At 69.9% G+C, this 12,732-nt stretch carries 18 protein-coding genes; 13 read left to right on the top strand and 5 right to left on the bottom strand.

Annotated features, from left to right (window positions below):
* Positions 1-26: 26 nt before the first annotated feature.
* The 4 genes from V8201_RS04945 to pncB are packed head-to-tail and all read right to left on the bottom strand — an operon-like array spanning position 27 to position 4,087.
* The gene (locus V8201_RS04945; RefSeq protein WP_037534416.1) at positions 27-1,136 is read right to left on the bottom strand and encodes a CDP-glycerol glycerophosphotransferase family protein; all 1,110 of its coding nucleotides are present in this window, start codon (positions 1,134-1,136) and stop codon (positions 27-29) included.
* On the bottom strand, positions 1,133-1,843 hold the full coding sequence (locus V8201_RS04940; protein WP_336544631.1) for a phosphocholine cytidylyltransferase family protein: 711 nt from the start codon (positions 1,841-1,843) through the stop codon (positions 1,133-1,135). The genes V8201_RS04945 and V8201_RS04940 overlap by 4 nt, the downstream gene beginning before the upstream one ends.
* A gap of 37 nt (positions 1,844-1,880) precedes the next feature.
* Entirely contained in the window at positions 1,881-2,786 is a 906-nt protein-coding gene (locus tag V8201_RS04935; protein WP_336544630.1) for an NAD(P)-dependent oxidoreductase, read from the bottom strand.
* On the bottom strand, positions 2,783-4,087 hold the full coding sequence (gene pncB, locus V8201_RS04930) for a nicotinate phosphoribosyltransferase (RefSeq protein ID WP_037534422.1): 1,305 nt from the start codon (positions 4,085-4,087) through the stop codon (positions 2,783-2,785). Before pncB ends, V8201_RS04935 begins: the two co-directional genes overlap by 4 nt.
* 93 nt (positions 4,088-4,180) lie before the next feature.
* Between pncB and V8201_RS04925 the strand changes: the two genes are divergently transcribed.
* The 8 genes from V8201_RS04925 to V8201_RS04890 all read left to right on the top strand — a co-directional run bounded on the left by V8201_RS04925 (position 4,181) and on the right by V8201_RS04890 (position 8,290).
* Entirely contained in the window at positions 4,181-4,888 is a 708-nt protein-coding gene (locus V8201_RS04925; RefSeq protein WP_037534424.1) for a FadR/GntR family transcriptional regulator, read from the top strand.
* Positions 4,889-5,001: 113 nt separating this feature from the next.
* Positions 5,002-5,571: an aminoacyl-tRNA hydrolase gene (gene pth, locus V8201_RS04920; protein ID WP_037534426.1), complete on the top strand. Its 570-nt coding sequence runs from the start codon at positions 5,002-5,004 to the stop codon at positions 5,569-5,571.
* The gene (locus V8201_RS04915; RefSeq protein ID WP_037534427.1) at positions 5,568-6,170 is read left to right on the top strand and encodes a TIGR02466 family protein; all 603 of its coding nucleotides are present in this window, start codon (positions 5,568-5,570) and stop codon (positions 6,168-6,170) included. Before pth ends, V8201_RS04915 begins: the two co-directional genes overlap by 4 nt.
* 228 nt (positions 6,171-6,398) lie before the next feature.
* Positions 6,399-6,719, top strand: coding sequence for a hypothetical protein (locus tag V8201_RS04910; RefSeq protein WP_037534429.1), 321 nt, complete (start codon positions 6,399-6,401; stop codon positions 6,717-6,719).
* Positions 6,720-6,764: 45 nt separating this feature from the next.
* Positions 6,765-6,905, top strand: a complete 141-nt coding sequence (locus V8201_RS04905) for a hypothetical protein (protein ID WP_271300308.1) — start codon at positions 6,765-6,767, stop codon at positions 6,903-6,905.
* A gap of 85 nt (positions 6,906-6,990) precedes the next feature.
* Positions 6,991-7,296, top strand: coding sequence for a glycine zipper 2TM domain-containing protein (locus tag V8201_RS04900; RefSeq protein ID WP_037534430.1), 306 nt, complete (start codon positions 6,991-6,993; stop codon positions 7,294-7,296).
* A 95-nt stretch (positions 7,297-7,391) separates the two neighbouring features.
* Positions 7,392-7,817, top strand: a complete 426-nt coding sequence (locus V8201_RS04895) for an OsmC family protein (protein ID WP_336544629.1) — start codon at positions 7,392-7,394, stop codon at positions 7,815-7,817.
* A gap of 95 nt (positions 7,818-7,912) precedes the next feature.
* Entirely contained in the window at positions 7,913-8,290 is a 378-nt protein-coding gene (locus tag V8201_RS04890) for a hypothetical protein (RefSeq protein ID WP_336544628.1), read from the top strand.
* Between the two features lie 7 nt (positions 8,291-8,297).
* Here the strand turns inward: V8201_RS04890 and V8201_RS04885 are convergent, their stop codons facing one another.
* Positions 8,298-8,519: a hypothetical protein gene (locus tag V8201_RS04885; protein WP_271300305.1), complete on the bottom strand. Its 222-nt coding sequence runs from the start codon at positions 8,517-8,519 to the stop codon at positions 8,298-8,300.
* 109 nt (positions 8,520-8,628) lie between these two features.
* On the opposite strand from V8201_RS04885, the gene V8201_RS04880 reads away from it, so the two are divergent.
* The 5 genes from V8201_RS04880 to V8201_RS04860 all read left to right on the top strand — a co-directional run bounded on the left by V8201_RS04880 (position 8,629) and on the right by V8201_RS04860 (position 12,708).
* Positions 8,629-9,345, top strand: coding sequence for a hypothetical protein (locus V8201_RS04880; RefSeq protein WP_336544627.1), 717 nt, complete (start codon positions 8,629-8,631; stop codon positions 9,343-9,345).
* A gap of 128 nt (positions 9,346-9,473) precedes the next feature.
* Positions 9,474-10,550 carry an extracellular catalytic domain type 1 short-chain-length polyhydroxyalkanoate depolymerase gene (locus V8201_RS04875; RefSeq protein ID WP_336544626.1) on the top strand — a complete coding sequence of 359 codons (1,077 nt, stop codon included), beginning with the start codon at positions 9,474-9,476 and terminating at the stop codon, positions 10,548-10,550.
* A gap of 57 nt (positions 10,551-10,607) precedes the next feature.
* Positions 10,608-10,997 carry a fluoride efflux transporter CrcB gene (gene crcB, locus V8201_RS04870; protein ID WP_336544625.1) on the top strand — a complete coding sequence of 130 codons (390 nt, stop codon included), beginning with the start codon at positions 10,608-10,610 and terminating at the stop codon, positions 10,995-10,997.
* Positions 10,994-12,121 (top strand): RluA family pseudouridine synthase, encoded by a 1,128-nt coding sequence (locus V8201_RS04865; protein WP_037534444.1) that lies wholly within the window; start codon positions 10,994-10,996, stop codon positions 12,119-12,121. The genes crcB and V8201_RS04865 overlap by 4 nt, the downstream gene beginning before the upstream one ends.
* Positions 12,121-12,708, top strand: coding sequence for an FMN-binding negative transcriptional regulator (locus V8201_RS04860; RefSeq protein ID WP_336544624.1), 588 nt, complete (start codon positions 12,121-12,123; stop codon positions 12,706-12,708). Before V8201_RS04865 ends, V8201_RS04860 begins: the two co-directional genes overlap by 1 nt.
* The last annotated feature ends 24 nt before the right edge of the window (positions 12,709-12,732 follow it).

Below are 12,732 nucleotides of genomic sequence, written 5' to 3'. Positions count from 1 at the left end.
CGGATAGCGACAGTGTCACGATCCGGCTAGCCGCGCAGCACCGCCAGCACCGCCGCGGCCGCCCGCGCCGGCGCCGCCCCGCTCGTATCGCCGAGCGATTCGGCCGCGAACGCGCGTTGCGCAGCCAGATAGTCGCCATGCCGCGCACCGGCGCGGTCGAGCGCCGGCAACAGCGCGGCGCGCTCAGTCACCACTTCGCCCGCGCGCCACATGTCGTAGCTGGGATCGCCCGCCCAGGCGACGCCGCGCGGGTCGAGGAAGACGCACGGGCGCGGCCGCATCAGATATTCGACGACCTGGCTCGACGTATCGCCGAGATAGAGGTCGGCCGCGGCGGTATAGCTGCCGTCGACCATCGCGAAACTGTCGAGGTCGACGTGGACGTCGCCGCGTCCTGCCAGCGCCGCGGCGACGTCGCGCACGTCGGGCGCGGTCTCGACCAGCCGCTGGTGCGGTGCGAAGATCAGGTTGAAGCGGCCCGACGCGACGATCGCCTCGACCGCCGCCGCGCCCCAGTCCCACCAGGACGACCGATGCCGCTGCCAGTGCGGCGCATAGAGCAGCTTCGGCCGGTCTGCCGCGAAGCGCAGCGCCGCGCCCTGCCGCCGGTCGAAGCCCGCCTTGATATAGCCGGTGACGGCGATCGCCGCGGGATCGACGCCATGCGCCGCCAGCGCCGCACGCTCGCGCTCCGCGGCGACGATGGTCAGCCGCGCCGCCTTGCGCCGGCGGTCGTCGCGATTCATCATCGATCCGGCGCCGTGGAGGATGTTAACGTAGCGGCTGGGCACCGGCAGCAGCGCCGGAATCCACAGGCTGGTCTGTTCGGCGGAGACGACGACGCGCGTGCGCCACAGCCGCGGCGCGAGCCGGGCGAGCAGCGGCAGCTTGGCGGGCAGCGGCGGATTGCGCCCGGCCGGCCAGTCGCCGAGATCGCGGAAGCCCGGCGCGCGGCGGATGCGCAGCCCCGGCGCCGGACCAAGCCACTCGCCGAGCAACGCCTCGTGCATCGACGTCGCCACCCAGCAATCGACGCGCAGATCGGGCGCCGCCGCGCGCAACGCCTCCACCACCGGATAGAGGTGCGGGATCAGCAGCGTCTCGCCGAGGAACAGGAAGGCGACATCGGCGCTCATCCGCCGCGCCCGGTCCAGGCGGCGATATCGGCGGGGCGGTCGATCTCCTGCCACGCCCCCTCGCCCGCGACGATCGCGCGGACCGGCGCATAGCCGGCAAGCTCGGCGACCACCGCATGATGGAAGGCGTCGATCCCGTCGGGCCGGGCGATGACGCGTTCGAGCGCCTGCGCATAGGCGTCGCCGCCGTGCGAGACGATCACGCCCAGCGAGCGATGCGTCGCGACGTCGAGCGCCAGATCCTTGGCGACCGCGCAGATGCCGCCATTGGCGACGGTGACGAGCATGTCGTCCGGCTCCGCTTCGCCGAGCCGCTCGACGAGCAGCCCGACGCCCTCGCCCGGCGCCGCCAGCGCCGCGGCGAGCAGATCGGCGGCGAAGACGGTATCGCCGTTGAGCAGGCAGAAGGGCGCATCGAGCTGGTCGCGCGCCATCCACACGCTGCCGATGCTGCTCGCCACCGCCCAGAAGGGGTTGAATACCAGCCGGACCGGCAGCGGCGGCCGTGCCTGCGCGAGATGCGCGCCGATCTGGCGATAGCGATAGCCGCCGACGATCACCGCCCGCTCCACCCCCGCGGCGTGCAACGCGGCGAGCTGATGGTCGAGGATCGAGCGCCCGCCGACCTCGACCAGGCATTTGGGGATTTCGCGGGTCAGCGGCAGCAACCGCGAACCGATGCCCGCGCTGAGGATCACAGCTTGCATCGGACCACCTGTAGCGGCCTGCAAGCGTCCCGCCAAATCAGTCGATTAGCCCCGGCGGCCGGTCTCCGGCGAAATGCGCGTCGAGATTGGCGACGACCATCGCCGCCATCGCGCTGCGTGCCGCGACGGTCGCCGAGCCCTGATGCGGCGACAGGACGACATCGTCCCGGTGCAGCGCGGCGGGCACCGTCGGCTCGTCGGCGAAGACATCGAGGCCGGCGCCGGCGATCCTCCCCTCGGCGAGCGCGGCGATCAGCGCATCCTGATCGACCAGCGCGCCGCGCGCGACGTTGACCAGAACGCCCTGCCGCCCGAGCGCGGCGAGCACCGCGGCATCGACCGCATGATGCGTCTCGCGACCGGCCGCGGCGGCGAGGAACAGCACGTCGCTCTCCGCCGCCAGCGTCGTAAGATCGGCGACGAAGCGCCACGGCACGTCCTTGGGGCTGCGCGCGGTGTAGATCAGGTCGGCGGCGAAGGGCGCGGCACGCGCGGCGATCGCCCGACCGATCGCGCCGAGCCCGAAGATGCCGATCCGCCGCCCGGTCGCGCGCCGGGCGAGCGGCACGTCCCAGCCGCCGCCGCGCACCGCGCGATCATTGGCGACGATCCGCCGCTCGACCGCCAGCCACAGCCCGATTGCCAGATCGGCGACATCCTCGGTCAGCGTTCCCGCGGTGATCGCGAGGCGGATGCCGCGCGCCGCCAGCGCCGCCTGATCGACGCCGTCATGGCCGACACCGTGGATCGCGACGATCTCCAGCGCGGGCAGCCGCGCGAGCAGCGCCGCATCCACCTGCATCGCCCCGCCCCCGACCAGCGCGCGGACCCGATCGCGCGGCGCGTCGTCGAGCCCGATATGGGTGGCATATCGCCCGGCGAGCGACGGCGCGAGCGTGTCGGGCAGCGGCGACAGCGCGAGGATGTCGATCGGAGGCGTCATACGTGCACCGCGCTTTCCTTATGCCCATCCGCGCCGAAGATGCGCAGGTAGCGGGCGATCTCGTCCGGTTCGCCGGTCGCCTTGGCGGGATTGTCGGACAGTTTGACCGCCGGGCGGCCGTCGGCACGCGTCACCTTGGCGACGAGCGAGATCGGTTCGAGCCCAGCCGCGCCATCGGGGTCGCAGCCGCGGAAGTCGTTGGTCAGATTGGTGCCCCAGCCGAAGCTCATCCGCACCCGGCCGTGGAAATGGCGATAGACGCGCTCGATACTGTCGACATCCATGCCGTCGGAGAAGATCAGCAGCTTGTCGCGCGGGTCCTGGCCGTGCGCCTGCCACCAGGCGATGATCTGCTCGCCCGCGGGAATCGGCGGCGCGCTGTCGGGGCGGAAGCCGGTCCAGTTCGCCACCCAGTCGGGAGCATCGCGCAGGAAGGCGGTGGTGCCGAAGGCATCGGGCAGCACGACGCGCAGATTGCCGTCGTAATGCGCCTGCCATTCCTGCAGCACGCGATAGGGCGCGGCCGCGACGCCGGCATCGTCGTCGGCGAGCGCGGCCATCACCATCGGCAGCTCGTGCGCGTTGGTGCCGATCGCCTCCAGATCATTGTCCATCGCGAGCAGCACGTTGGACGAGCCGATGAAGCGGCTGCCCAACCCCTCCTTCAACGCCTCGACGCACCAGCGCTGCCACAGGAAGCCGTGGCGGCGGCGCGTGCCGAAATCGGAGATCACCAGATCGGGCAGCGCGCGCAACCGCTCGACCTTCTCCCACAATTTCGCCTTGGCGCGGGCATAGAGGACGTCGAGCGCGAACCGGCCCTTGTCGCGCAGCGCGGCGCGTGCGCGCAGTTCGTTGACGATCGCCAGCGCGGGGATCTCCCACATCGTCGTATGCGTCCACGGCCCGTCGAAGGTCAGCTCGAACTGTCCGTCGACGCGGTGCAGATGGTAGGGCGGCAGCTGGAAATCGCCCAGCCACTGGATGAAGTCGGGCGCGAACATGCGCTGCTTGCCGTAGAAGCTGTTGCCGGCGAGCCAGATCAGCTCCTTCTTGGCGAAGCGGACGGTGCGGGCATGATCGAGCTGCGCGCGCAGCTCCGCCTCGTCGATCACCTCGGCGAGTCGCACGCCGGTGCTGCGGTTGATCAGCCGGAAGGTCGCCTGCGTATCGCTGTGCAGATGGCGGATCATCTGCAGCATCAGCAATTTGTAGAAATCGGTGTCGAGCAGGCTGCGCACGATCGGATCGAGCCGCCAATTATGATCCCAGGTGCGCGTGGCGATGTCGGTAACGGCCATGGCGGATGCGCTAGCCCGGATGCCGGGACGCGCCAAGGCTTCCCAAGCGGCGACGGGACGCTTAACGCTTGTCAGACATAGAAGGGAGAACGCATGGTCAAGGGTGAACGGCGCGAACCCGCGCACAGTTTGATCGCCCGCGACCTCGGCATCGCCATCGTCACCGGACAGTATCCGCCCGGCAGCGTCATCCCCGGCGAGATCGACATCGCCGGCCGGCGCGGCGTGTCGCGCAGCGTGGTGCGGGAATCGCTGCGCATGCTCTCCGCCAAGGGGCTGGTCGAAAGCCGGCCCAAGTCCGGCACGCGGGTGCGCGAGCGCAGCCTGTGGAATCTGCTCGACCCCGACGTCCTCGCCTGGATGTTCGAGGGCGAACCGCCCGCCGCCTTCGTGCGCAGCCTGTTCCAGCTGCGCATGATCGTCGAGCCCGCCGCCGCCGAACTCGCCGCGCGCTACCGCAGCGCCGATCAGCTGGCGCGGATGGACGAGGCGCTGCTGCGGATGGCGTCGCTCGGGCTCGACACCGCCGAGGGCCAGGCCGCCGACCAGTGTTTCCACAACGTCATCCTCGAAGCGACCGACAACGAACTGCTGGTCAGCCTGTCGGGCAGCATCGGTTCGGCGGTGCGCTGGACGACGATCTTCAAGTTCCGCGACCGCCGCCGCCCGCGCGATTCGATGCCGCAGCACCGCCGGCTGTTCGATGCGATCGCCGCCAGCGATCCCGCCGCCGCGCGCGACGCCACCATCGTGCTGCTGCAACAGGCACATGAGGATACCGAGCGGCTGCTGCGTGCCTGATGACGGTGCCGGCCCGCTCCCCCGCCGGCGCGACACGCGGCAGCCTTGCCGAACGCACGGATGACGCGGGCGACGGCCTCGCCTAAGAGGCCGCCAGCGAAGAAGGATTTCCCATGCAGATCTGGGCCGGGCTCGGCAATCCGGGGCCGCAATATGCGATGCACCGCCACAATGTCGGCTTCATGGCGATCGACCTGATCGCCGACATGCACGGCTTCGCGCCGGTCCGGAAGCAGTTCCAGGGCTGGACGCAGGAAGGCCGCGTCGGCAACCAAAAGGTGCTGCTGCTCAAGCCCGCCACCTTCATGAACGACAGCGGCCGCGCGATCGGCGAGGCGTTGCGCTTCTACAAGCTCGAACCCGACGCGCTCACCGTCTTCCACGACGAGCTCGATCTCGCGCCGTTCAAGGTCAAGGTGAAGCGCGGCGGCGGCACCGCCGGGCACAACGGGCTGCGCTCGACCGACCAGCATCTCGGCCCCGAGTTCCGGCGGGTGCGGATCGGCATCGGCCATCCCGGCCACAAGGATCGCGTCACCGGCTATGTCCTCGGCAATTACGCCAAGGCGGAGCTCGATCCGCTCGCCGACATGCTCGGCGCGATCGGTGCGGAGGCGCCGTGGCTCGCCGCGGGTGACGACGTCCGCTTCATGAACGATGTCGCGATGCGGCTCGCGGCATGACCGTCCGCTCGCTTTTCGCCACGCGCTTCTACGAGGACGATCTCGGCGATGCCGCGCTGCTCGCCGAACTCGAGGAGGCGTGCCACGATCTCGCACGCGAGGATCGCGCCGGCGTCGCCTGGTCGAAGGCGCATGGCTATCGCGGCTATACCTCCTATGCCTCGCTCAACGATCTGCCGGCGCGCGATCCGCGCTTCGCCGACCTCGTCCGGCTGCTCAACAAGCATGTCGCGCGCTTTGCCGAAGCCTGTGCCTTCGACCTCGGCGGGCGGCGGCTCAAGCTCGACAGCCTGTGGGTCAACGTGCTCAAGCCGGGCGGCACGCATTCGGGCCATATCCATCCGCACAGCGCGGTGAGCGGCACGCTCTATATCGCGACGCCGCCGGGCGCCGGCGCGCTCAAGCTCGAGGACCCGCGGCTGGCGATGATGATGGCGGCACCGACCCGCCGCGCCGACGCGGGTGAGGATCACGCCACCTTCGTCTATGCCGCACCGCAGCCGGGCAGCGTCTTCCTGTGGGAAAGCTGGCTGCGGCACGAGGTGGTCGCCAATGCCGCCAAGGGCGAACGGATCAGCATCAGCTTCAACTATCGCTAGGGTCGGGGGACTGTCCGCCAGCGGATAGGACTCCACGCGGCGTCGCGCCCGCCGCGTCAGCGGCATCTCCTCTCCGACCAAGGAATCGGGAGGACCTCCCCGCAAGCCACATCTCCGCGCCTCCGCGTGAACCCTTTTCAATTCCGAGCCGCCGCGGTCTACCGAAGCAGCCGTCACGCCTTTGCCGCAATCCCTCGGCAGCATCGCCGTCGTCGGGAGGCGATGGGGATGCGGCTGGCGGTGATGATGGCGTTGCAGAGCCTGCCGGTCGCGGGTCCGCCCCTGCCCGCCGACATGCGCCCGGTCGCGCCCGCGACGGCGGCGGTGCCGTGCGGGACGGAGGACGCACGGGGCGATATCGTCGTCTGCGGGCGCGACCGCACCGCCGACCGGCTCCCCCGGCTCGATCCGACGCGCTACGCCGAACGGCCGATCCGCGCCCGCACGACGATCGGCACGGTCGACATGGCGGCACAGGCCGAACAGGGCACGATGCCCGACGGCAAGAGCGCACCGCGGGCGATGCTGCACTTCAAGACGAAGTTCTAGGCCGCCCTCATCCGTCGTTCATCACCGGCCGCTACGTCCGGACGGATGCGTATTACCAAAGGCCAGATCGGGCTCGCCGCCGTCATCCTGCTCGCACCGGGCGGCTTCGTCCTCGGCGCGGCGCTGCTCGCCGACCGCTATCGTAAGCGGCGCACGGCGGAGGCCGATACCGAAATCGTTTCCTGAACGGAACGTTGTTTCAGGTTCATGCAACCGCGCCTAACAGGATGACGTTGTTGCAACATGATTTTCGAACCACGGGAGTAGTAGAATGCGGAGTTTGATGCTGGCGATGGGCTGTGCGGCAATGGTGGTCCCGGCGACGATGGCGATCCCCGTCTCCAAGGCGGATGCGCAGCGCCACAAGTATCGCGAATGGCGCGACGATCGCGGCCGTCTGCGCTGCAAGAAGCCCGACGGCACCACCGGCGCGGTGGTCGGCGCGGTCGGCGGTGCGCTGCTCGGCCGCACGATCGACACGCGCGGCGACCGCACGGTCGGCACGCTCGGCGGCGCGGTAGCGGGTGGTCTGCTCGGTCGTGAGATCGACCGCGGCGGCAAGCGTCGCTGCCGCTAAGCCGCAGCTAATTCGATCGGCAGGGGCGTCGCGGGGCAACTCGCGGCGCCCCTTCTGCGTATCGCAACCGGACCTTTCCCAATTGGAGACAGAAGATGGTGTCGCGCAGCGCTTCGGCGAGCTACGAAGGCCTTGGCAAAGAAGGCAAGGGCAAGATCTCGACGCAATCGGGTATCCTGTCCGACGCGCAATATGGTTTCAACACCCGGTTCGAGGATGGCCCCGGCACCAACCCCGAGGAGCTGATCGCCGCCGCCCATGCCGGTTGCTTCACGATGGCGCTCGCCTTCGCGCTCGCCGGCGCCGGCCATAGCCAGGGCAATCTCAAGACCGACGCCAAGGTGACGCTCGACAAGGATGGCGACGGCTTCACCATCACCAAATCGGCGCTGACGCTGACCGGTCATGTCGAGGGCCTCGACCGCGTCGAATTCGAGCGTATCGCCAATGAGGCGAAGGCGGGCTGCCCGGTGTCGAAGGTGCTCGACTGCGACATTACGCTCGACACGACCTTCGGCTGAGCCGGGCTCTCCCGGCCGCGATCGCGGCCGGGGGACCATTGTCGACCGATCCGACCGACGGTATACGATCGGCCATTCGCCTTAGGGATGGTCCGATGCGTCCGTTGATCCTCGCCGCCGTCGGTTTCGCGGCCCTGCCCGGAGTCGATGAAGCACTTGCCCTGTCGCCCGGACAGGTGCGCGACGGCGATACGATCATCATCCTACACCCGTTGCGGGCGCACACGCTGGCCGACGATGATCCGCGCGGCGACCTGCACGCGCATCGCGGCGATTATCTCGATCACGACAGCCGCGACGACGATCCCCGCGCCGATCTGCGCGCGCGTCACGGCGACCGCCATGACACCGCCGATGATCTGCGCCGCGACCAACGCGCCGCTCTCCGCGATCGGCCGCAGACGGTGACGCCCGAAGACGAGGCGGCAGCGGCGGTCGAGACCGAGCCCGTCGCCCCACCCGACGAGGGTTAGACCAGCGTCAGAAGATCCCGCCGCCCAGGCTCAGCCGGATCGCGAAGATCACGATCAGCACGAGGTTGAGGTTGCGTCCGCCGTTGGACGAGGACAATGCGCCGACCGCCGCGCCGACGATGCCGATCGGGATGACGATCCAGTTCATCCAGCCGAGCAGCGGAATGAAGGCGACCAACCCAAGCGTCAGCGTGACCAGACCGAGGGCGATGGAGACGATGTTGAGCATGGCGACGATATGGCTGCCGTCCCCGCACGGGACAAGCCACCGCCGCGTGACGTTCTGTTAACCGCACATGCCGGTGGCGCCTTAACCGCTGCTGCGCCATGACAAGGGGGTGACCGCCCGCCCCGCCCTCCTCCTGCTGACGCTCGCGCTGGCGGCGTGCAGCAAGCCGCCCGCCTCGCAGCAGGATCTCGACAGCCTCGACCGCGAGCTGACCGCGGGATCGGGCAATCAGGCCGATCCGACGCTGACCGCGGCGCTGCGCGACCAGATCATGGTCGACCCGGCGCTGACGCAAAGCGCCAACACCAACGTCGTCCGGCCGCCGAGCCGCCCCGATCCGCTGTCGGCGCCGCCCGAGCCGGTCGTCCCGATCAGCGACCATGTCGCCGCCGCCGACCTCAAGCCGACCCCCACCGCCGGACGCGACTGCCCGCGATGCCGGGCCGCCGACGGCGCCCTGACGCTCGGCGAACTCGCCAAGCGCCAGTCGGCGGGACAGGCGGCCTGTGCGCAGCGTGTCACCTATTCGGCGGGCTGGGCGAACCGGCTGCCCGCGGCGGTGCCGCTCTACCCCGATGCGCGGGTACGCGAGGCGGCGGGCAACGATGCCTGCGGCCTGCGCGTCGTCAGCTTCACCAGCAGCGCCCCGGTCGGGCGCATCCTCGACTGGTACAATGCGCGCGTCAGCCGCGCCGGCTATAGCGTCGACCATCAGGCCTCGGGCGCGCAACACGTGCTCGGCGGCACGCGCGGCGACTCGGCCTATGTCGTCTACGCCAGCGCCGCGCCCGGCGGCGGCAGCGAGGTCGACCTGATCGTCCGCTGAGCGTCGCGGGAAAGGCAGTCGCCGCGGGAAGATACGGCAGCTTCCTTGCTATCGCTGACGCCCGCGCCATATTGTGCATCGCAGCATCACACGTCGGGTGGCGATCCTGTCCCTTTCGGAGTGCGCGCATGCGTCGTTTGTCAGACACGATCGCCCGGCTCGCCGCCGAGCAGGCGCAACGGATGCCGGCGTCCGACGGGGTCGACCGGCTGGGCGACCGCACCGGCTTCGGCCGCAATCCCGGCAACCTGCGCGCGCGCGTCTATGTGCCGGCGACGGTGCCCGCCCGCCCGGCGCTCGTCGTCGTCCTGCACGGCTGCACGCAGACCGCCGCCGGCTATGATGCCGGATCGGGCTGGTCGCAGCTCGCCGATGCGCAGGGCTTCGTGCTGCTCTTCCCGGAACAGCAGCGCGCCAACAATCCCAATCTCTGCTTCAACTGGTTCGCGCCCGAGGATGTCAGCCACGATCACGGCGAGGCGTTTTCGATCCGCGAGATGATCGCCGCGGTCAGCGCGGATCATGATGTCGATCCGGCACGGGTGTTCGTCACCGGCCTGTCGGCGGGCGGCGCGATGGCGGCGGTGATGCTCGCCACCTATCCCGAGCTGTTCGCCGGCGGCGCGATCCTTGGCGGCCTGCCCTATGGCACCGCTTCGGGGGTGATGCAGGCGCTCGAACGGATGCGCGGGCAGAACATGCCCGACGCCGCCGCGCTCGGCCGGCTCGCGCATCAGGCATCGCGGCACGGCGGCGGCTGGCCGACGCTGTCGGTCTGGCACGGCGATGCCGACGCCACCGTCGATCCCGTCAATGCCGAGGCGCTGCTGACGCAATGGCGCGCGATGCACGACCTGTCCGCCGAACCGGCGATCCGCACCAGCGAAGGCCAGCGCGCCTATCGCGGCTGGCGCGACGCCGGCGGGCGGCTGGTGCTGGAGGATCATCGCATCCACGGCATGGGCCATGGCACGCCGATCGCCGCGCACGGACCGGAGGCGTGCGGCATGCCCGCGCCGTTCATGCTCGACGTCGGCATTTCGTCGACGCGCCGGATCGCCGCCTTCTGGGGTCTCGCCCCTGCCCTTTCGACCGGCGAGGCGCGCCCGAGGCTGACCCGGGTCACGCCTCCCACTCCGCAGCGCGCGGGCGGTGTGGCCGGCGTCATCAACGACGCCTTGCGCGCCGCCGGGCTGCTGCGCTGACCGGCGCGCCAACGCCCCGCATTCCCTTGGCTTGAATAGTCCTCTAGGGCTGGCACCATGCCTCTTCTGTTCGTTATGATCGGCGGTGCCCTCGGGTCTGCCGCACGATATCTCACCGGCCGCGCCGCGCTCGCCGTCTTCGGGCCGGCGTTTCCGGTCGGCACGCTCGCGGTCAATCTGATCGGCGGGCTGCTGATGGGCGTGCTGACCGCGATCCTCGCCCGCGCCGGCGGCAGCGCCGAATCGTGGCGATTGTTCATCGGCGTCGGCGTGCTCGGCGGCTTCACCACCTTCTCGAGCTTCAGCCTCGACGTGGTGACGATGATCGAGCGCGGGGCGATCGGCCCGGCGCTCGGCTATGCCCTCGTCTCGGTGATCGGATCGATCGTCGCGCTGTTCGCCGGCCTTGCCCTGACGCGCGCCGTGCTCGGCGGAGCGGCGGCATGAGCGAGGGCAAGACCGAAGGGCGCGACGGCGTCCGCCAGTATAACGTCGGCTATGACGACGACGGCATCCGGCTCGACCGCTGGTTCAAGCGTCATCTGCCCGAGACGAGCTTTACCACCGTCGCCAAATGGGCGCGCACCGGCCAGCTGCGCGTCGATGGCGCGCGCGCGACGCCCGGTGACCGGATCAAGGCAGGCCAGACGCTGCGCGTGCCGCCGCCCGAACCGGCGATCGCCGATACCGCCGACGCCCCCCGCCCCAAGCGCGAGCGGCCGCCGCTCAGCGACGACCAGATCGCCTATGCGCGCGAGATGGTGATCCACAAGGATCTCCAGGCGCTGGTGATCAACAAGCCGCCCGGCCTTGCGACGCAGGGCGGCACCAAGACCTCCGAACATGTCGACGGCCTGCTCGACGCGCTGCAATATGAGGCGGAGGGCCGCCCCAAGCTCGTCCACCGGCTCGACAAGGATACGTCGGGCGCGCTGCTCGTCGCGCGGACGACGCGCGCCGCCGGCTTCTTCGCCAAGGCCTTCTCGGGCCGCACCGCGCGCAAGGTCTATTGGGCGCTGGTGGTCGGCGTCCCGTCGATCGACGACGGCATGGTCGATCTGCCGATCGGCAAGCAGCCCGGCACCGGCGGCGAGAAGATGCACGTCGACGAGGAGAACGGCCAGGCGGCACGCAGCCGCTATCGCGTCATCGAGCGCGCCGGCAATCGCTGCGCCTGGGTCGAGCTGCAACCCTTCACCGGGCGCACGCACCAGTTGCGCGTCCATATGGCGGCGATCGGCCATCCGATCGTCGGCGACGGCAAATATGGCGGCGCCGCGGCCTTCCTCACCGGTGGGGTCAGCCGCAAGATGCACCTCCACTCACGCCGGATCCGCGTCGACCATCCCGACGGCGGCAGCATCGACGAAACTGCCGCGCTGCCGACGCATTTCGCGGAGAGCCTGGCGACGCTCGGCTTCGACGAGGCGAAGGGCGATGCGATGCCGTTCGAGGAGCCGAAGAAGGGCCCGCCGCCCAAGGCCGTGCTGAAGCAGCGCGCCAAGGCGCACGCCAAGACGATGCGCAAGGAACATCGCGGCGAACGCCGGCGCCGCGGCAGCAAGGATTGATGCATCCCAACCCCGTGTTCCGCGCCGATGCAGCCCTGGCGCTGAATGCGGCGGAGCAGATCGGCTTTGCGCACGTCTTCGCGGCGACCGAAGACGGGCCGATGGTGGTGCACGCGCCGATCACCCGGCATGGCGACGCGGTCCGCTTCCATGTCGCCCGCGCCAACCGGATCACCCGGCATCTCGATAAGGCGCACGTGGTCCTCAGCCTGATCGAGACGCACGGCTATATTAGCCCGAACTGGTATCAGCCGCCCGGCGATCAGGTGCCGACGTGGAATTTCGTCGCCGTGGAAATCGAAGGTATCGCCCGGACGAACGGCGCCCCTGACCTCATCGCCCATCTCGATCGACTCGCCACAATACACGAGCCGCAGGACGAGCCATGGCACCGCGACAAGATGGACCCGGCCGCCTTCGAACGGCTGCTCAAGGGGATCCGCGGGTTCGATGTCACCATCACCGCGGTGCGCGGCACCACCAAGCTCAGCCAGAACAAGCCGGCCGCCGATCGTGCCGGCGTTGTCGCCGGATTGCGCCGGATCGGCAGCACGGCACTGGCGGATCGCATGGCTGGCGAGGGTTGACGCCCCTTTCGCCGACCCGCCGCC

Source organism: Sphingomonas kyungheensis (genome assembly GCF_037120395.1).
Lineage (GTDB): Bacteria > Pseudomonadota > Alphaproteobacteria > Sphingomonadales > Sphingomonadaceae > Sphingomonas > Sphingomonas kyungheensis.
The sequence above is the reverse complement of the archived record's forward strand: the minus strand, read 5'-3'. Positions and strand labels throughout refer to the sequence as shown.